A 20,440-nucleotide genomic window follows, 5' to 3' on the forward strand; every position below is an offset into this window, starting at 1 on the left:
TTCCGTACTAACTTTATTGCTCAAACGACCGCTTCTGAGCAATCTATGGAGGGCTTTATGTTTAACGCCTATGAATAGCAATCTTGATGCCAATAAATACTGAATATCTTTGTCTTAAATATCAATGAGATAGTATTTGCAAATTTGATGTGGGACAAAATGTCGCACGTTAATTCTCGTCGTCCTAAATTTTCTTGGTACACTCTGTCCCAATTATAACAATGAGTAATGAGTCAATATGTCCCCAACGTTAGAACCCAATAAAGTGGCGCAATATCAAGCATTTTCCGTATTAGTGGTTGATGATGAAGTGGGAATGCAGACGATTCTCAAGAAAGCACTCAGCAAGTGGTTTTCGAGAGTGGACACGTCGGGGAGTATTGAGGAAGCGGAGTCGCTTAGGGTCGTCAACCACTATGATTTGATCATACTGGATATCAACTTACCGGGGCGCTCAGGAATCGACTGGGAAGAGGCGTTTAATGACGAAGACCGAAAGTCAGATGTGATTTTCATGACGGGTTATGCCGATTTGGAAACGGCGATTTCAGCACTTAAGCTCGGTGCGTCCGACTTTATTCTCAAACCTTTTAACCTTGATCAGATGCTCAAAGCGGTACAACGCTGCATGGACAAGCGCCTGAACGAGCGGCTTCAATATGCACTAAAACATGACTTCAAGCGACTGATAAAAACTGACATGGTTGGCAGTTCAGAAAAAACGCGCCAACTGAAACAGCTTATTACTCAATTTGCCCCTTCACGTGCGTCTGTATTAATCGAAGGTGAATCCGGCACAGGTAAAGAGCTGGTCGCTCGTGGTGTTCACGATGCGAGTCAGCGAACAGGGCCGTTTGTACCTATCAACTGCGGCGCGATAGCACCTGAGTTGCTTGAAAGTGAGCTATTCGGTCATACATCCGGTGCTTTCACTGGTGCGAAAAAAAACCGCGAAGGGTTATTTAGAGTCGCTAGCGGCGGCACCTTGTTTCTTGATGAGATTGGCGAGATGCCATTGCAAATGCAGTCGGCATTGTTGCGTGTTCTCGAACAAAGAACGATTCGCCCCGTGGGCAGTGAAAAAGAGATCAGCGTTGACGTCAGAGTCGTGGCGGCTACCAATCGAAACTTGGCAGAGGAAGTGTCGAAGGGCAATTTCCGCCAAGATCTCTTTTATCGATTGAATGTGCTTAAAATCGATGTCGCGCCGCTTAGAGAACGCAAAGCCGACTTGCTTGATTTGGTCCCTTTCTTTACCCGTTTATTAGCGGCTGAACTGGGTATGCCTGACCCTAAGTGGGCGCATGAAGATATTATCGCGATGAACGACTATGACTGGCCGGGCAACATTCGTGAACTTAAAAACTTGATTGAACGTTGTATTTTACTTGGCAAACCACCGGCGCATTATTGGCGAGAAGTGAATGGATACCTGCCTCAAACGCATGTGTCTGTGACTGTATCGAGCGGCAGCGCCGTACTGGATTTACCTGATGATAGCGGAGCCAAAGAAGGTTACCCCAATAGCTGGTCGCTCAAGGAAGTTGAAAGAGCGCATATTCAACAACTGGTTGATTACCACGATGGAAACAAATCCGCGGCTTCACGTGATTTAGGCGTGGCGCGCAAGACACTAGAGCGCAAATTTAAAGAGTGGGAAGTGGCGGAGTCCAACTATGCCGAGTAAAGGCGGCTTGTGGTCCAAATGGCGTTATCGATTCAAAACTATGGTTCGATATCGCCTTATGTTTCTGACTTCTGCGCCAATCTTACTCACATTGATTGCTCTCATTGGAATCACGGTTTATTGGTCAATTCACTACACTTGGCAGAGTGCATTGCTTGATGTCTCTGAGCGCTTAGGTGTGGCGCAAAATAGCATTGAATTGATACAAGAAAAACAGGCCAATCACGTTAAAGCGTTTGCTGAGTCCTATGGGTTTGTATCGAGAGTGAAGCAAGTCGGTGACACCCAAGAGTTTGAACGTTGGGTTTCCGAGCAAAAGAAGCGTTATAAGTTGGATTTTCTTCGTTTTCATCGCGTTGATACGATTGAAAAAAAGTTCCGCTATCTCGATTTGACTCGTAAGGAGTCGTTCTTTGATGTCTTAGAACAAGATGAGCTGAATTGGCTTGATCCTGAATTAGCCAGACGAGCGCAAATTCCGATCCTGAAAAGTCAGCGAGTCGAAGGTCGAGGGCTGGTCAGCCGTACAGTAATTACGATTTACAACCGCCATAATGACATCATTGGTTTTCTTGATGGAGGATTGCTGCTCAACAACAGCACGGTATTGGTCGATCAAATTCGTGACCTGATATATCCAACAAAAGAAGACAGCTTGCGCCCAGTTGGCACCTTGACAGTCTTCCTTGATGACCTTCGAGTCAGCACGAATGTTCCTCTCGACAGTGAAGGAAGAATCGGTCGTGCGATTGGTACTCGCGTATCACCTCAGGTTAATCGAACGGTGCTGCATGAAGGCAAGGAATGGGTAAACAGAGCTTATGTTTATGATGCTTGGTATATCACTGCGTATCAGCCGATTCGAGACCAATACGACAATGTTATTGGCATGCTTTATACCGGGTATTTGTTGTGGCCATTTGTTGAAGCTTATATGACCAACATTGCTGAAATCTCCATTACAACTCTAGTGCTTCTGCTGGTGTCTGGGTTAATGGTATATCGAGGGTCGCGTGATTTGTTCAATCCAATCGAGCACATTCACCGCGTCGTAAAGATGATTCAGCTAGGGAAAGAAACTCGCATTGGTCCGCTTGGGCTTGATGAAAATCATGAGTTGGCACAACTGGCAAAGCAGTTTGATAACATGCTCGATTTACTCAACCAAAGAAAGAATGAGCTAAAGGCGGCCGCAGGAGAGCTGGAAGAAAAAGTACAAGAGCGGACGGCGAGCCTTAAAGAAAAAACAGAAGAGTTGGAACTTCATATTCAGCTTCTCAATCAGACCCGTGACAAGTTGGTCATTAATGAAAAATTGGCGGCACTGGGCGAATTGACGGCTGGCATCGCCCATGAAATTAACAACCCGACAGCGGTTATTCTCGGCAATGTTGAACTGATGCAGTTTGAATTAGGTGACGACTCTCAGCGGGTACAAGAGGAAATTGACGCGATCCACGCTCAGATTGATCGAGTCAGGAATATCACCCGAAGTTTGCTGCAATACAGTCGCCAAGGTGGAGTACAAGATGAGATCACCTGGCAGCATATCAACCCGATTATCGAAGAAAGTATCACTTTGGTGAAAACGGGGTCAAAAAAGCGAGCGGTCCAGTTCGTCACTGATCTTAAAGCCAAAAACTCTGTCGAAGTTAACCGCCATCAACTGCTGCAAATTCTGGTCAACCTTGAAATGAATGGCATTCATGCGATGAGTGGAGAAGGTACACTGACGATAAGCAGTGAAGATTGGATTGAAAACGATCAGGAGTTGGGCGCCATCATCCACGTTGCTGACGAAGGTTGCGGTATCAAACCAGAAAATTTAGCGCGTATTTTCTCACCTTTTTATACGACGAAGCGGGAGGGAACAGGGCTGGGCTTATCCGTTTCCCAGAGCATTCTTAGTCAAACTGGCGGAGAACTCAAAGCCGAGTCGAAATGGGGTGTAGGCAGTAAATTCAGTATATACCTGCCACAGCGCGCCGACACATCTTTGAAAATCACCAATCTGTAATCATCTCCGGTGTTGGCGCTGGGCAAGATCGCCCAACGCCAACACGTTTTGAAAATATTTTCTTTTTCCTGCATCCAAACTGCATCGCCGTACGTCTCTTGTCTGAAACTGTCGTTTATTTAAGGAGAAGACATGAAGCGTCACCTGACTTTGACCAGCCTAGCCATGCTAATTGCAAGTGCATCAGCATTGGCTTCACCTCAGCTTGAACCAAGCATCACGCATCAGCCTAAAGATAATGTGATTAACGTCTATGGACCAGGAGGCCCTGATACTGCTTTGCGTCACGCTGCTGAAGCTTTCACCAAGAAAAGTGGTGTACAGGTCAATGTGATTGCCGGTCCCGAGTCGAAATGGACTCAGGATGCACAAAAGAATGCTGACCTAATCTTTGGTTCCTCTGAACAATCAATGAGTGCTTTTGTTGAAACGTATCCTTTCATCACCAATCAGGATGTGGAGCCTGTTTACCTTCGCCGTGCTGTTATCGCAGTTCCAAAAGGCAACCCCAAAAACATTTCGGGGATTAAAGATTTACTGGATAAGCCCGCACGTATTGTCGTCACCGAAGGACTAGGTGTGTACAACACCTCTGGAACAGGTGTCTGGGAAGATGTTGCAGGTCGAACGGGTTCGCTGGCTGATGTGCAAAATTTCCGTGAGAAGATCATTGCGTACGCCAAGGGCAGTGGTGCGAGTTTTAAAGCGTTTCAACAGCAGAACGCGGACGCTTGGATTACATGGATTCACTGGCCTCTCAATCATGCGGACAAGGTTGACTACGTGGAAATAGAGCCAGAGCGACGTATCTACCGTGATCTAACCTTGGCTAAAACGAAAGGGGCAGATCCGCAAACTCAAGACTTCATCAACTTTGTCAACAGCAGTGAAGGTAGCCCCTTTTTCACCCGCGAAGGCTGGACCCGATAATAAGGAAAACAACAATGAAAGCACTATTCGTTTCAACACTAATGCTCATTCCAACCAGCTACGCCATGGCGTCAGCATCGACAGTCGATACTGGCTTCGGCGAGGTATACGCGGATGATACAGGTAAATCTCTTTACACTTTTGCTAAGGACCCAATCGGGAAATCGGTATGTAAGGGAGACTGTGAGGCGTTATGGCCACCGCTATTGGCTGAAGGGCACAATAGTATGCAGTTCGCGGGTCAGGCAGGTTTTAGCCAGATTGTTCGTGCAGATGGCGCCAAACAGTGGGCATTAGAAGGAAAACCACTGTACCGATGGGTTAAAGATAAGCAGCCGGGGGATATTTCGGGAGCAGGTGTCAAAGGTGTGTGGCCACTTGCCCGAGCAGACGATGTGACGATTAAACTGTTTAACGATGGCAAGCGCCGCTTCTTGGTCGATAGTAGTAACCAAACACTCTATACGTTCGATAAAGACAAGATGAACAAGTCAGCATGTTATGGGGATTGCGAAGTGAAATGGCCGCCAGCATACGTTGATTCTAAGCTGACCGAGAAAGGCATCGACAGCCTAAAATTAACCGGAGGGTTTGGGATTACGCAGCGAAATGATCACTCATACCAATGGACATTTGAGGGCAAGCCGCTTTATCGTTGGTTTAAAGACCAGAATCCGGGTGACACCAGTGGTGATGGTGTGAAAAACGTTTGGCACCTTGTTACCCAATGAGGAAAGTGTGAGTACAGATAAACAGCAAATAGGTTTACTGCTTTCCAAAGTAGCGCTTCGAGACCGGGAGGCTTTCGAAGCGCTCTATCAGTTAACCAGCACAAAACTTTTCAGCTTGATTTGCAGTGTTGTAAAAGACGAGCAAGTCGCAGCGGAATTACTTCAGGAAGGCTTCGTTAAACTTTGGTATGGCGACCACCGATACCCATTAGATTATCCATGGGCGTGGCTGTGTCAAAGTATGAGGAACCTTGCTATTGATGAAGTCAGGAAACGCAGCAGGCGAGGAGAAGAACCGCTGGAAAAGTCATTGGATCAAGTTGATCGGCAAGCTGTATCGACTTCAGACTCTGGGCTCGATCGCTGTTTACATTCACTCAGCGAAGAAAAGCGAAATGCGATAGTGCTAGCGTACCAACACGGGATGAGCCATCAGGAGATCGTCCAACACATTAAAACACCACTTGGCACGGTAAAGTCTTGGATTCGCCGTGGGCTACAGGAGCTGAAACGATGTCTGACCGATTAACGAGCCGCCGTTACCAGAACTCTGAGCTAAGAGATAAGCTGGCCAGTGAGTACGTATTGGGTACGCAGACGCCTCGGGTGCGGCGAAGGCTAGAGGCTCTGATGCAAGCAGACCCGACGTGGTGGGAGCATGTAGAACAGTGGCAACAGCATTTATCTGGTCTGAATCCTTCCACAGAGCTTGGATCGTCTGAACATGGCCTAAAACGCCCACCAAAACGGGTTTGGAAAAATATCGCTGAGCAAACATTTAGCCCTAGTCGTGGGGCAAAGCGTATACGTTGGTGGTGGCTACCAACAGGTATGGCGCTCTCGTTGTTTGCGGGTGTTTGGCTGCAACCGATTTTGTTGCAAAACCCGTTACCTGTTGAAACCGTTCAGGTACGTCCTGTGAGTTATTTGGCCATGATGTCTTCAGACACCCAGAAGAATCATTTTGCGCTGGTGGCATACCAAGGCGATAAACCCGGTCAATCAAGTCTGCGCATGCAACGCAATCTAAACATGGATAAAGTGCCGATGGAAAGGGCGATGGTGTGGATGAGAAACTCCGAGACTGGTGAACTCCAACTGATCGATAGCTTGCAAAACGTGAATGACGTTCGTTATATGTCGCCTACAGAGTGGCAGGCGTTAAAAAACAGCTCTGAGCTATTGGTGACTGCAAATCGCGATCCAGAGAGTGCAGTCTTGTATCGCGGACGTTGCGTCGAGCTAAGTAGCTGGCAAGCTATTTAAACCATATAAGAAAAGCGCCCTTCAAAGGGCGTTTGTATTTTTGAGCAACCACCAACGGTGACAAAAGACCTCTTGAAAATTAAATGGATTTGAACAATTGATGTAGTTCACAGTTCCAAACTGCTATACTCTGCGAAAATTCTTATCTGTTTCAATAATGATTTCTCTATCTTGATGAAAAGTATAGAGAAATTGTAGGGGGATACTCTCATCATAAGTACAAATAACATCACGCAGCAATTTGGTGCAAAACCGCTGTTCGAAAACATTTCAGTGAAATTTGGTGAAGGAAACCGTTACGGCCTGATTGGTGCTAACGGTTGTGGTAAGTCGACTTTCATGAAGATTCTGAGCGGTGAGTTAGACCCGACTGGAGGTAACGTTAGTTACGATCCAAATGAGCGTGTTGCTAAACTGAATCAGGATCAGTTCGCTTATGAAGAGTTTACGGTTATCGATACCGTTATCATGGGTTACAAAGAGCTGTGGAAAGTAAAGCAAGAGCGTGACCGTATCTATTCTCTGCCAGAGATGAGCGAAGAAGACGGAATCAAAGTTGCTGAGCTTGAAGTTGAATTTGCTGAGATGGACGGTTACATGGCCGACGCAAAAGCAGGTGAGCTTCTTTTAGCTGTTGGTATACCAGAAGAGCAGCATTACGGTTTGATGAGCGAAGTTGCTCCTGGCTGGAAACTGCGTGTTCTTCTTGCTCAGGTACTGTTCGCAGACCCGCATATCATGCTACTTGACGAACCTACCAACAACTTGGATATGGATACTATCCGTTGGTTGGAAGAAACGCTGAACCAGCGTAACTGCACCATGATTATTATCTCGCACGACCGTCACTTCTTAAACTCTGTATGTACTCATATGGCTGACCTAGACTACGGTGAATTGCGTGTCTACCCAGGTAACTATGATGAATACATGACGGCCGCCTCACAGGCTCGTGAGCGTCTGTTGTCTGATAATGCGAAGAAGAAAGCGCAAATTGCTGAGCTACAAACCTTCGTTGCACGTTTCTCTGCAAACGCATCTAAAGCCAAACAGGCGACTTCTCGTGCTAAGCAGATCGACAAGATTCAGCTAGAAGAAGTGAAAGCATCAAGCCGCCAAAACCCGTTTATTCGCTTTGAGCAGTCTAAAGAGTTATTCCGTAATGCTCTAATTGTAGAAAACCTCTCTCAAGGTTTTGAAGACGATCTATTCTCAGATTTCAACGCAATTTTCGAAGTTGGTGAGCGCGTTGCAATTATCGGTGAGAACGGCGTAGGTAAAACGACGCTTCTCAACACACTGGCGGGTGCTCTTGAACCACGTTCTGGTGAGTTCAAATGGTCTGAAAACTCCAACATCGGTTATTACGCTCAGGATCATGCTGAAGATTTTGCTGAAGATATGAATCTGATGGATTGGATGGGCCAGTGGCGTCAAGAAGGTGAAGATGAGCAGGTAGTACGCAGTTTCCTAGGGCGTATGCTGTTCTCTCAAGACGACATCAAAAAGTCTGTTCAGGTACTGTCTGGTGGTGAACAGGGTCGAATGCTTCTTGGTAAAATCATGATGCATAAACCAAATATGTTATTAATGGATGAGCCAACTAACCACATGGATATGGAATCCATCGAGTCGTTGAACTCGGCACTTGAGCAATATAAGGGTACTTTGTTCTTCGTTTCGCATGACCGAGTGTTTGTTGACTCTTTGGCGACGCGCATTATTGAAATCAAAGACAACAAGATCACTGACTTCAAAGGAACGTATGCTGAATTCCTGAAATCACGTGGTATAGACGGTTAATTAGCTGACATCACAAAAGCAAAAAGCTCCATAATAGATATGGAGCTTTTTTATTGCTTATTCACAACGAAACTTACCTTCTAAATATTATTTCTGCTTTTTACTTCAATGCGTTAAGAATGGTTAAGCATTATTAATCATAAAGCTTTCTCTAAATGGTAGATTAGCGAAAAGGATAGAGATACTTTCAGTTGCATTGGCTAATGTCCGAATTTATCCAAGGTCAGCGCTATGCTGGTTAAACTGAAAGGTGTATCTCATGAAAAAATTACTCGTCTTGTTAAGTATTGCTGTAGCGGCAGGTTGTGCTTCTTCATACACCGCAGAAGTGTCACAAAAAGTGGTCGATGGAAAAGTCCAAGTCACCTACACAGATGAAGAATCGTTTGACGAGTCAACGAATCTTCAGCGCTTTGCTCAATGGAACAAAGAGCTAAGTTATTGCCCGTCAACGTATACAGTAAAATCAACGTCGACAACGTCTGACCGATTTACCATTACCGTCATGTGTGACTAAGTAGTGGTGTCATTTGTGGCTTATGGTATTTAAGTCAAAAGTCACTTATCAGGGATTAAAGGAGCTTGAACGAGCTCCTTTATAACGTAGATAGCCGCTTAAAGTTCTTTTGTTGATAAATTCGAAGCTGTGACTATGTCCGCAATGCGACTGAGCATAGCGAGGGAAGTAGAGTGAGCTTCTTTTGAAGAGGCGGCACAACAGTCTTCCAAGATGGTGATTTTATAGTCTCGATCATGACCTTCTCTGGCTGTGGATTGAATTGCCCATTCTGTACTTACACCCGCAAGATACAGTTGTGTCACATGGTTAGCTCGGAGCGTGGCCTCTAGTGATGTGTTGTAAAACGCGCTAATTCTTGGTTTCACAATGATCGATTCATTTTCTCGAACGTCTATATCGCTATGAAATTCGGTACCAAAGCTTCCCAGTTGTAACGCTTGATACTGGTCTGCCTTACCAAATATAGGCGAGGACTTGGGCTGCGCCGAATAGTTGGTATCAAAACCTACTTTGATGTGAACCACTAACCAGTTGTTTTTTATCGCATAGTTCAACGCATGATTGGTATTAGTGATTGTCTCCATCTCACTAGCAAGCTGAGCACAACTTGGTATCTTTCCGTCGGGATGAACAATATCGTTGATTAAATCGATTATTAGGATCGCTTTAGACATAGGAATCTCCTAAACATGATCTGGCTTGAAGGTGGGCGTGGATTGATTAGCGATAGTATTGAATCGAGCGATGAAATAATGGTGTTAAACTTTAATTTCCAAAAATGGAAAAAATTTAACCGATTATTCCAAAAACGAAAAGAGCCTCAGACGAGGCTCTTTTAAAATGGAATTATTTGTTTACTGCTTATGGCCCCATTCCTCTGGGTCATTGATATAAGTGACGCCGCCATCCATCATCAGATCGCTGGTGGTCATAAAGGCTGAGTCATCGCTGGCAAGGAATAGCGCAGCGCCAGCCACTTCTTCGACCGCGCCTTTTCTTCCGAGAGGAATCCCGTCTTTAGCAACTTGGTCAACCTGCTCTCGGTAATCAACCTTGTCCCAAATTTCAGTTTCGGTTACGCCGGGTGAAATGGTATTGGCGCGGATCTTTTTATGAGTGAGTCCACAGGCAAAGCTCTTCGTTAGAGAAGAGATAGCTGCTTTTGAGGCGTTGTAAGGCGCTTGGTTCCAACTGGCATGTATCGCACCAACAGAGGAAATAGAAATAACCGATGCTCCTTCACTCAATAGTGGCGCTGAATATTGCATAGTAAAGAAAGCGCCTTTAACGTTGAGTGCAAACATGTCGTCAAAGTCTTGTTCAGTTGTTTCTGTAAACGGCTTTAGTTGATAGGCCCCCGCATTAACAACCAATACATCCAGTTCAGAAAACTCTCTTTTAAGCAATTCATACGCTGAAGCAATATCTTCCACTTTGGAAATGTCTGCGACCACTTCGAGTGCTTTGTTCGAGAAGTACTCTCTATTAATTGTTTCCAACTTTTCGGCATTTCGTCCGTTAATAGCAATTGTCGCGCCTTCTTCAAAGAAACGACGCGCAATAGCTAAGCCGATGCCTGAAGTTGCTCCAGTAATGAACGCTTTTTTTCCTGTTAGTTTCATAATATTCCTTCAATAGGTGAGTGCCTGAAGATGGTAAATCTCTAGTGTGATATGACCCGTGATCCACTACTGCTTGCTATATATGTAACGAGCTTGTTGCATTCTAGTGGTGGTGTTTACATTTTTACGACTGATTAACGCTTACTAATGTAAAATGTTCTAAAAGGATTTAGTCATATTAAAACAATACGTTAGCTGAAGGCTCACTATGGATGTAAAGGGAAAGTCAACAGAGTAGGAAGTTTGATTTGTGCTACAGGAAATAGAAAAAACATTTATGAAAATGTCAGCTCTGATTAGAGCCTCATGTGAGGCTCTTTACGCACTAGGTTCGCTATTTTCTCTCATACCACGAGACTGAAGAATTTGTTCAATCTCTGATAACTCTTCAATAGACACGGGATGTCTCCAAGGGTAGCTATTGGTCATACGAATCGTTGCACGTATCAACGGATGCTCAAGGGAAAGTGGAATATTAACGTTTCGCTTTGACTCAGTGATTGAGACGTCATGCGGGTGATTAACGATTTGCGGAAAACCGATACTGATTGCCCAGTTAAGGAGTAAGAACTCTTCGATGAGTGACTCTTGCTCGTCTTCATTGCAAAGCAGTTCTTGGGATTGAATGGCTTGTCGAAGTGCTTGTTCAAAACAAAGCCTAATTTCTTCTGCTGCAATGCTCAGCTTATTCAGCCATTTTTCTGATGCTTTGGCCAATAAATCCTGGCTACTGAGCATTGTCATCAATTGATAACCGAAAGGGTAGAGATACATGGCTTTCTCGGAAAGAAGATTAATTGCAACAATCTTCGTAGGGAGAGAGTACGGCAGGCTTAAGACTTCTTTTACAGCGGCAGTGGCTTGTTTATCCAAACGCACAGATAGTGCAACAAGCACATCCTCTTTGGACTGAATATGCTTATATACCGACCCCATGGACAAGCCCGCATTTTTAGCAATGTTGGACATCTTAAAATCAATCAGTGAACTTTCTAAGATGCTTTGAGCGGCGGCGTCTAGCACGAGTCGTTCTTGTTCGGCAAATGAGTGTCTTGGTGCGGGCATATTGGATCTTCATTCGAATAACATTCGCTTGAATGCTAAAGAATCTGATTGGACGAGTCAATCTTTACCTCAAAGCTGTACTCAAGTAGCAATTAATGTCAATTGATATATTTTTCATATCAATGATAAGGCTCTATCTGTTTGTTATCTAAAAGATAAATTATTTTCCTCACGGCTTCTTTTATGACTATCCGCCTCGCTATGGTTTGACAAGATAAATCTGCAAAATTAGCATTTGAAATATATTCGAATGATATTCGAATGTGTTTATATAAATGAATTGTACAGATAATAACGGTGAGGTTATGAGAAAAAATCGGTCTTCAATCAAAGCGTGGCTTTTTGCCGCGTCTGGCCTAACCGCAGTGATAGGTGGCTTGGCATACTACAAATATTCAGAAATCACGACAGCGATTGCTATCGCGGAATCTTTTCCAGAGCACTATGAGGTGGTGGAAACGGCTTATGTAGAAAGGGCCGAGTACGTACCTACGGTCAGTGTGTTGGGAAATACAGTTTCTCCATTGCAAACAGAGCTTTTTACTGAGCTTTCAGGAAAAGTCTCGCATGTTGGTTCGATGGCTGGTCAGCGTGTACAAAGTGGCGATCTCTTGTTCCAACTCGATATATCTGAAGAACAAGCACGTATTCGCTCAGCTAAAGCACGTGAACAACACGCGCGGTCCGTCTACACACGTTCAACAAAACTTCTTAAGACCAACGCGATCAGTCAAGAACAGCATGATCAAGCTTATGCGGATCTGATTGTAATTCAGTCCGAAATTGACGTACTTGAAACAACGATTGAGAAAAAGTCAGTCTATGCCCCTTTCACCGGCATGGTGGGGATGCATAACGTCAAAGTCGGGGATTACGTTTCTGCGAATGAAATGCTCACCAGTTTTGTAGGGATTACAGAGTACAATTGGATCGAGTTCAGCGTGCCTCAGTTTTATCCAAGATTAAGCGTCGGCGATCAAGTGGAGGTGAGACACATTGACGCGTTTGGTCAGGCAACCTACCAAATCGCAGATGTCATTGCTCGTGACGTTCGTGTTTCTGACACGTCAAGAAGCCTAAAGTACCGTGCTCAAATTAGCAGAGAGCAGGTCGACTACGCCCCGAATACGCCAATGGAAGTTCAGATTCCGGTCAGTGCGGACGCGAACGTATATAGAGTACCCGTTGCAGCAGTGAACCAAGATCTCTATGGTGCGCACGTTGTCAGTTTGTCTGAGGAAGGTGAAGGTTCAGGCGCTTTTCGTGCGAACCGCCGCCCTGTAGAGGTCATTGCTGAAAGAGAAGGCGCAAAATTCATTCTGAATGGTATCGAAGAAGGTGAGCGCATTGCGGCTGCAGGCGCGTTCAAGCTTTATGATGGCCTGTTAGTACGCACAAAGGACCCTGAGCAAAGCGATCCAGTATCTATTGTGGCTAAGGTTGGAGAGTAAACATGGATGTGTTTGTTAAAAAACCTGTGTTTGCGATTGTCATTTCATTGGTGATTACAATCGCAGGGTTAATGGCATCTTCCCGATTGCCTATCTCTCAGTTTCCTCAAATTGAGAGCTCATCTCTGATTATCACGACAGAATACGTCGGGGTTTCGTCTGACGTGGTTAAAGGCTTTATTACTGAGCCAATTGAAAAGGTCGCAATGAGTGTGCCTGGTGTTGACTATGTTGACTCCTCGACCACTGCGGGCGTGAGTAAAGTAACCGCGTGGCTGAAACTGAATGAAAACAGCACGGATGCACTTGCAGAGCTGAACTCAAGGCTTAGCCAGATAGCGTATGAATTGCCTGAAGGTGCACAAGATCCTAGTGTCTCAGTGGCTCGTGTTGATCGACCAAGTGCTACCTTCTACCTGAACGTCTCAAGCGAAACCATGGATCGACCGGCGCTGACTGACTATCTGGAACGAAATGTGACGCCATGGTTCGCGTCAATTGAAGGTGTGCAAAGTGCAGATGTATTAGGTGGCCGTAAGCCTGCAATCCGAGTTTGGCTGAACCCTCTAAAAATGGCGAGCTTGAACATCGGCGCGCAAGAGGTTCATCAGGCTCTGAACGATAACAATGTTATCGCGTCGCTGGGCAGTGCGGAAAATGATGTTCAGAACATAAGCATCATGAGTAATGCCCTTCAGCGGGATGCGCAGGACTTTCGAGATCTAATCATCAAGAAAAATGGCGATACATTGGTTCACTTGGGGGACATAGCCAGAATTGAAATGGGTGAAGACCGAGGCTCTGACACGGCACGTCTTGACCTGAATGAGTCTGTCTTTATTGGTATTGTCACTTCTCCGGGGTCAAATGAAATCACAATTGGTGACGAGCTTTACCAGCAGTTGGCTGTCGTCAACGAACGTTTACCACAAGGCACAGCGATAACGATTGGTTATGATGGTACGTTGTACATGCGTGATGCACTGCGTGAAATTTTTACCACGCTGGCGGAAACAGTACTCTTAGTGGGCATTGTGATCTTGCTTCTGATGGGGTCATTCCGTACCGCATTAGTGCCTTTGATCACGATACCGATTTCCATTTTGGGCAGTGTTGCTGCGATGGCAATGGCGGGCTTTTCACTCAACCTTTTGACCATTCTAGCCATTGTCCTATCTGTTGGTCTTGTCGTCGATGATGCGATTGTTGTGGTTGAAAACGTTGCTCGCCATATGCGAAGTGGGAAAGGGCGGATTGAGGCTGCATTGATCAGTTCGCGGGAGTTGTTGCGCCCGATTTTCTCCATGACGATTACACTTGCACTCGTGTTTGCGCCAATAGGTTTTGTTAGTGGTCTATCCGGTGCTTTGTTCAAAGAATTTGCGTTCACGCTTGCGATTGCGGTGTTGTTCTCTGGCGTGGTCGCCATTACGTTGTCACCTATTATGAGCGCCTATGTGTCGCCGGAAAAAGGCCAAGAGGGTAAGCTAACCCAGAAGATCAACTCCGCATTTGAGCGTTTATCGACGGTTTATGAGTCTGCATTGCGTGGTGTCTTTGTTCATCGCAGAGCGATTCTGTTTTCAGCGGTTGTGTTGTCATTGCTTACCGTTCCTTTCTATTTGTTGTCCCAGAAAGAGCTCGCTCCGGTTGAAGATCAAAGCTCTATCTTTGTTATCTCAGAAGCGCCATCAGGTGGAGCACTGGAATATAACAATCGGTACATGCAGCAAGCTGTCGGCTCAATTTTGCCGATGGAAGGTGTGGATATCGTCTGGCAAACCGTGACTGAGCAAGGTGGCTTTAGTGGGATTAATTTTGTCCCCTATGAAGAGCGTGCTTACTCGGTGTCGGATATGCTGCAGAACATTTACTTTACGCTAAAAGATGTTACGGGCCTTCGCGTTTATCCAACCATGCCGAAGCCATTGCCTACTGCGGGACAATTTGATGTAGAAATGGTAATTCAGTCTCAAGACAGTTACGCAAACATGCTTCAGTACGCATATCAACTGCTTGAAGCCGCGCAGCAAAGCGGGAAGTTCATGTTCGTTGATACCGATCTGAAAATTGATATGCCACACGCTCGGCTCAACTTCGACAATAAGAAAATGGTGGATCTTGGCCTGACAACCAAAGCAGTGACAGACCAAATTTCATTAATGGTGTCTGAACAAGAGGTGACCCGTTTTGACAGCAACGGGAAAGCCTATCGGGTGATTCCTATGGTCGATGTGCAGTCTCGCTCAACCAGCGAATCACTGCTGGATCTCCAGATCAAAACGCCCGCAGGAGACTTTGTGCCTCTAAGTAGTGTCGCATCGCTGGATCAGACCGTTAATGTACGCAGCATTTCAAGATTCAATCAGCTCAACTCATTCCGAATCTTAGGTGGATTGGTCCCTGGCGTGACTCCGGATCAAGCGCTTACTCTACTGGAACAAACCGCGAGTGACATTTTGCCGAAAGGTTACCAAGTCAACTATGCAGGCAGTAGTCGCCAGCTAAGACAAGAAGGTAACAGCCTGTTTACCGTGCTAGCTGTGGCATTGTTCGTTGTCTATATGGTGTTGTCGATTCAATTCAACAGCTTCCGCTCACCTCTGGTTGTGTTGTTAGGGTCAGTACCTCTCGCGTTAGCTGGTGCAATGTCGTTTGCTTTTCTCGGGCTCACGAGTATGAACATCTATGCTCAGATTGGCTTTATCACCTTAGTCGGGTTGGTGGCTAAAAATGGCATCCTCATTACTGAATTTGCCAATGAACTTCAACATCAGGGCCACCAGAAACTGGAAGCTGTCATTCAAGGGGCAAAGATTCGTCTAAGACCCATATTAATGACGACCGCAGCAACGGTTTTAGGGCATTTCCCGCTTGTATTGGTGACAGGAGCCGGGGCAGAAGCACGAAACAGCATAGGCATCATATTAGTCGCAGGCATGATTATCGGCACCTTGTTTACCTTGTTCGTGTTACCCGCGGTGTACCTTGCTATCGCTGAAGATTTCAATAAAAACAAAGTCAGTGAACCACAGCGAACGCTGACGACAGAAGCTAACGCTGTATAGCAAGTTGGACGGTAGGAAATGGTTTCCTACCGTTCTTTCCCATTCATTTACTTGAGCTAGGTTAAATTGCGATGGATAGAATTTATAACATTGGTAATCAATTTCTCTTTAGGCCTAAGAAAAACACGCTGAGCTACATCGAAGGCGACGATAGCGACATACTTTTAGGTTCAAACGAATGTCGTTTACTGGATTACTTTGTCGAGCATAGTCATCGAACGATTCAGCGTAAGGAGTTAATCGAAGTGCTCTGGATTGAGCGAGAGATTTTTGTCGATAGCTCCAGTTTGACTCAATCAGTATCGACGTTAAGAAAAGCACTCAACGACTCTACTAAGTCCCCAGCCTTTATCAAAACAGTTCCAAAGTCTGGTTACGAGTTTATTGCGTCAGTCATCACGTTAAGTGCAGTCAATCCGTCAGAAGCTAGCGAGTCGAGCAACGAAAACAGCCAGACTGAAAAACGAGGTATAAAAGGTATCGCCCAGCCTCAGCTTTTGGTGGTGAACTCAATACTACTGCGCTTCGAATTTTTCATTCTTGCATTGTTTTTGCTGTTCGCGTTTAAGAGTACTGCAGCGGAAATCCTCAACATTCTGTAATCAAAGGTTGAACATGAACTTAAAACCCTGCCCATTCTGTGGAAGCACGCATTTGGTAAAGGAAATGAAGCCAAGCGCGTGGAACTCTAACGAGCTGGAACACCATATTATTTGCAATGACTGTGCAAGCAGTGGCCCCGTTTACATTTGGAATAGCAGAGCTGAAGACCAAGGTTTACGATCGGAAAAGATGCCAGCGAGAAAACAGAGCGTTGTAGATCAAGTTACTTTATCACGAATTGAAACCGCTAATTGATTGAAAAAATTCAAAGTGCTCCAGATCGTCAACTATATTGATGAAGACGGTCTATACAAATAGAAAATACAAAGGCTACTGGAGCATAAAATGGGTGAATTTTTTGTCATCGGGATCGATCTATTCTCAGGGCTTTTCATTATCGCGATTGGGCTTGGTGTAATCAGTGTTCTGTACATGTACGTTGCAGACAAACGCCAGCACAAACATGCCATTCGACACAACTATCCTGTTATTGGGCGTTTTCGCTACTTGTTTGAGAAACAGGGGGAGTTCTTCAGGCAATATTTCTTTGCTATGGACAGAGAGGAGATGCCATTCAATCGTGCAGAACGTAGCTGGGTATACAAAGCGGCGAAAAATGTTGATCGTACGATAGCTTTCGGCTCGACCCGTAATCTGGACGCGACGGGCACCATCATGTTTATGAACTGCGCGTTTCCCACTTTGGAGGAAGATGCCGTATCCCCAGCCGCGGTCACCATCGGTGAAGGTTGCCGAACGCCTTATACCACGTCATCGATTTTCAATATCTCCGGAATGAGTTTTGGTGCCTTATCAAAGCCCGCGGTTCGAGCCTTGTCTAAAGGCGCAAAGATCGCCGGATGCTGGATGAATACGGGAGAGGGCGGCTTAAGCTCGTATCACTTGGAAGGCGACTGCGACATTGTGTTCCAGATCGGGACAGCTAAATACGGTGTTCGAAACGAAGAAGGCCATCTTTCTGATGACAAACTGCGAGAACTGGCCGCACATGATAATGTCAGAATGTTTGAGATAAAAATCAGTCAGGGAGCGAAACCTGGCAAAGGCGGCATGCTACCCGGGCGCAAAGTCACAGCTGAAATTGCTCAAATTCGCGGTATCCCTCAGGGGCACGACTCTATCAGCCCGAATGGGCATAAAGATATCCGTAATGTGGGCGATTTACTTGATATGATCCACCGTATTCGAGAGGTGACGGGCAAACCCGTTGGCTTTAAGAGTGTCATTGGCTCTCAAGTATGGTTCAAAGATCTTCTCGATGAAATAGAGAGGCGAGGCCATGACAGTGCCCCCGATTTTATTACGATTGATAGCGCTGATGGCGGCACCGGCGCCGCGCCTCAACCACTGATGGATTACGTAGGGCTGCCGTTGAAAGAAAGCCTGCCTCTGGTAGTAAATTTACTTGGTGAGCGTGGTCTAATCCCGAGAATTAAAGTGGTTGCCTCTGGCAAGCTCATCACGCCTTCCAAAGTAGCTTGGGCGATTGCTCTAGGTGCCGATTTTGTTGTTTCTGCTCGAGGCCACATGTTTGCACTGGGCTGTATTCAGGCGCTGCAATGCAATAAAGATACGTGCCCGACAGGCATCACCACTCATGACGTGCGCCTGCAACAAGGGTTGAACGTTGAAGACAAAATGGAGCGTGTCGCGAATTACAACAAATACATCCACTACGGTATTGGCCTGATCGCTCACTCATGTGGCGTGACCAATGCCCGTGACTTGGCTCGCGAACATATACGTATTGTTAAAGAAGACGGATTATCTGTCGCATTGGATGAGTTGTACCAGCATCACCGATAGCCTCAATGTGCTCATTGAATATATGAGCACATTCTTTTCCCCTCATGAATTCCCATCTCATTAATTGTTTGTAATTCCGTGTCTTTATGCATTTATTTCGTCAATATTAATGTTGTTATCTACTTGTTTTTGCTGAATGCATTCACCCCGCAGATATGTGTATTGTTTGATATTTGAGCTGCTGAGATAATCCTGCCCCTAATTGAGACAGCAGACAAAGTTATCGAGTAATCCCTTGATAGCCGTATTATTCACCAGTAAAGGAGCTACACGTGTCATCTGTTGTGGAACAGGTTGAATTGCATCAGCCAATCGAACTGCGCAGTGGCCTTGGTCATCATTCGCGCATCGTCCCGCAAATTCTTCAGCCTCAAAATGGTATGGAGCTGCAACAAGTTATTGAACAGGCGTATTTAAAAAAACTGCCTGTTTATCCTGTCGGGAAAGGCAACAACTGGGGGTACGGTTACAAAACACCTGCCAGTGATGGTTGTACGTTACTCGATCTTAGCGGCATGAACCGAATACTGAGCTTTGATGAAGAGCTTGGAGTTATTGAGGTCGAGCCGGGTGTAACACAAGGTCAAGTGTCTGGATATCTCAAACATACGCCATGGATGTTGGATTGCACGGGAGCAGGGCCAGATACCAGCCTGATGGGGAATATATTAGAGAGAGGATTTGGTCACGGTCCTGTTGGTAACCGAAGCCAGCACTTTACGATTAGCGAATTAATCTTAGCCAATGGTAACGTGATGAAGCTAAACCAGAGCGCGCGATATTGTGGCCGAGCTGGCCTTGCTGCCAATCTTCACGAGTTGTTCACTCAGAACAATATTGCCGTGATCAGCAAAATTAAGTTCGAACTGATGCTTAGGCCAGAAGCGAGCTTGCGTTGTTTAGTACGCCTGAAAAGCGCGAATGATTTACCTGCCTATATCGATATCATGCGCCGCTTAAAATCAGAAGGCAACATTGATGGTTTGCCTCACTTGGGTAACACCTACCGAATGCTAACCATGATGGAACGATTCGATTTTACCAAATGGAGCACGAGTGATGGTGCGAACCAGGCGGATATTGAATCGCTGTGCAACCAATACAACTTATCTCCTTGGTCGGGTGCGTTTGTTATCACAGGCACTACGGCAGTAGCAAAAGCTAAAGCCGCACGTGTAAAAGCACTGCTTAAGCCCATCGCTAAGGTAAATGTAGTTAGCTTGGCAAAGCTGAAACAAATGAACCAAATAGCAATAAGTGCCAGTCGTTTGCTCGGGCGCTTGCCCGTTTACCAGCGCTTGCAGAGTAGTCTCAATGATTTTACTGAGATGATGGATATGCTAGAGGGGAACCCTAAAGATTTGGCACTCAAAGGTTGTTATTGGCGCTATCGCGGAAATATTCCCGAAAAAATGAACCCAGTGGAAGACGGGGCTGGCTTTTATTGGGTTGCACCTACGTTACCGATGGTTGGCGAAGATGTCGAAAAGTGTATGCGTCTATCACAGCAAACCTTCGACAAAGCAGGGTTTGAATTTGGTGTCACGTTAACTGCCGTCAATGCTTACATGTGCCAGGCGATTATCAGTATTTACTATGACTCTGGTAATCCTGATGAAGTTACCAGAGCGACAGATTTAGTACGTAAATTGCGCGCCTTATATCGACGCTACCAGTGGCCGTGTTATCGACGTGCCGTTGATGAAATGCCATTCAATAGTGAGTTAGAGCTGGAGCAAGACGCACTAGAACTGCGCAGCCGTATTAAAGCCGCGTTTGATCCCGATGACATTGTTTCTCCGGGTCGTTATCAGATGGGTGTTTCTTACCAATTTTCGGAGGACAGTTAA

Annotated in this window: 17 protein-coding genes; 14 read left to right on the forward strand and 3 right to left on the reverse strand. The window is 45.6% G+C overall.

Annotated elements, in window-relative coordinates:
* The first annotated feature begins 238 nt into the window (after positions 1-238).
* The 8 genes from QMA41_RS01595 (at position 239) to QMA41_RS01630 (ending at position 8,951) form a co-directional block, all read left to right on the forward strand.
* Complete coding sequence (locus QMA41_RS01595) at positions 239-1,687, forward strand: sigma-54 dependent transcriptional regulator (RefSeq protein ID WP_281628665.1); 1,449 nt, start codon at positions 239-241, stop codon at positions 1,685-1,687.
* Positions 1,677-3,704 carry a cache domain-containing protein gene (locus QMA41_RS01600; protein ID WP_281628666.1) on the forward strand — a complete coding sequence of 676 codons (2,028 nt, stop codon included), beginning with the start codon at positions 1,677-1,679 and terminating at the stop codon, positions 3,702-3,704. Before QMA41_RS01595 ends, QMA41_RS01600 begins: the two co-directional genes overlap by 11 nt.
* 132 nt (positions 3,705-3,836) lie before the next feature.
* Entirely contained in the window at positions 3,837-4,634 is a 798-nt protein-coding gene (locus QMA41_RS01605; protein ID WP_038159180.1) for a substrate-binding domain-containing protein, read from the forward strand.
* A gap of 14 nt (positions 4,635-4,648) precedes the next feature.
* Positions 4,649-5,365 carry a hypothetical protein gene (locus QMA41_RS01610; RefSeq protein ID WP_281628667.1) on the forward strand — a complete coding sequence of 239 codons (717 nt, stop codon included), beginning with the start codon at positions 4,649-4,651 and terminating at the stop codon, positions 5,363-5,365.
* Positions 5,366-5,372: 7 nt separating this feature from the next.
* Complete coding sequence (locus QMA41_RS01615; RefSeq protein WP_281628668.1) at positions 5,373-5,894, forward strand: sigma-70 family RNA polymerase sigma factor; 522 nt, start codon at positions 5,373-5,375, stop codon at positions 5,892-5,894.
* Positions 5,879-6,631: a hypothetical protein gene (locus QMA41_RS01620; protein WP_281628669.1), complete on the forward strand. Its 753-nt coding sequence runs from the start codon at positions 5,879-5,881 to the stop codon at positions 6,629-6,631. The genes QMA41_RS01615 and QMA41_RS01620 overlap by 16 nt, the downstream gene beginning before the upstream one ends.
* A 210-nt stretch (positions 6,632-6,841) precedes the next feature.
* On the forward strand, positions 6,842-8,434 hold the full coding sequence (locus QMA41_RS01625; RefSeq protein ID WP_029236148.1) for an ABC-F family ATPase: 1,593 nt from the start codon (positions 6,842-6,844) through the stop codon (positions 8,432-8,434).
* A gap of 259 nt (positions 8,435-8,693) precedes the next feature.
* A complete protein-coding gene (locus tag QMA41_RS01630; RefSeq protein WP_006962317.1) occupies positions 8,694-8,951 on the forward strand; it encodes a hypothetical protein in 258 nt (85 codons plus the stop codon).
* Positions 8,952-9,049: 98 nt separating this feature from the next.
* On the opposite strand, the gene QMA41_RS01635 is transcribed toward QMA41_RS01630, so the two are convergent.
* From QMA41_RS01635 to QMA41_RS01645, 3 genes are all read right to left on the reverse strand, one after another.
* Positions 9,050-9,628 (reverse strand): isochorismatase family cysteine hydrolase, encoded by a 579-nt coding sequence (locus QMA41_RS01635; protein ID WP_281628670.1) that lies wholly within the window; start codon positions 9,626-9,628, stop codon positions 9,050-9,052.
* Positions 9,629-9,808: 180 nt separating this feature from the next.
* Positions 9,809-10,576: an SDR family oxidoreductase gene (locus QMA41_RS01640; protein ID WP_171352662.1), complete on the reverse strand. Its 768-nt coding sequence runs from the start codon at positions 10,574-10,576 to the stop codon at positions 9,809-9,811.
* Positions 10,577-10,894: 318 nt separating this feature from the next.
* Positions 10,895-11,641 (reverse strand): TetR/AcrR family transcriptional regulator, encoded by a 747-nt coding sequence (locus QMA41_RS01645; RefSeq protein WP_021457542.1) that lies wholly within the window; start codon positions 11,639-11,641, stop codon positions 10,895-10,897.
* 305 nt (positions 11,642-11,946) lie between these two features.
* On the opposite strand from QMA41_RS01645, the gene QMA41_RS01650 reads away from it, so the two are divergent.
* The 6 genes from QMA41_RS01650 (at position 11,947) to QMA41_RS01675 (ending at position 20,440) form a co-directional block, all read left to right on the forward strand.
* Positions 11,947-13,092 (forward strand): efflux RND transporter periplasmic adaptor subunit, encoded by a 1,146-nt coding sequence (locus tag QMA41_RS01650; protein WP_281628671.1) that lies wholly within the window; start codon positions 11,947-11,949, stop codon positions 13,090-13,092.
* 2 nt (positions 13,093-13,094) lie between these two features.
* Positions 13,095-16,160: an efflux RND transporter permease subunit gene (locus tag QMA41_RS01655; RefSeq protein WP_281628672.1), complete on the forward strand. Its 3,066-nt coding sequence runs from the start codon at positions 13,095-13,097 to the stop codon at positions 16,158-16,160.
* Positions 16,161-16,231: 71 nt separating this feature from the next.
* Positions 16,232-16,762: a winged helix-turn-helix domain-containing protein gene (locus QMA41_RS01660; protein WP_281628673.1), complete on the forward strand. Its 531-nt coding sequence runs from the start codon at positions 16,232-16,234 to the stop codon at positions 16,760-16,762.
* Between the two features lie 13 nt (positions 16,763-16,775).
* The gene (locus tag QMA41_RS01665; protein ID WP_281628674.1) at positions 16,776-17,018 is read left to right on the forward strand and encodes a Lar family restriction alleviation protein; all 243 of its coding nucleotides are present in this window, start codon (positions 16,776-16,778) and stop codon (positions 17,016-17,018) included.
* A gap of 90 nt (positions 17,019-17,108) precedes the next feature.
* Positions 17,109-18,590: an FMN-binding glutamate synthase family protein gene (locus tag QMA41_RS01670; protein ID WP_281628675.1), complete on the forward strand. Its 1,482-nt coding sequence runs from the start codon at positions 17,109-17,111 to the stop codon at positions 18,588-18,590.
* Between the two features lie 272 nt (positions 18,591-18,862).
* Complete coding sequence (locus QMA41_RS01675) at positions 18,863-20,440, forward strand: FAD-binding protein (protein WP_281628676.1); 1,578 nt, start codon at positions 18,863-18,865, stop codon at positions 20,438-20,440.

Source organism: Vibrio sp. St2 (assembly GCF_947311885.1).
GTDB lineage: Bacteria > Pseudomonadota > Gammaproteobacteria > Enterobacterales > Vibrionaceae > Vibrio > Vibrio coralliilyticus.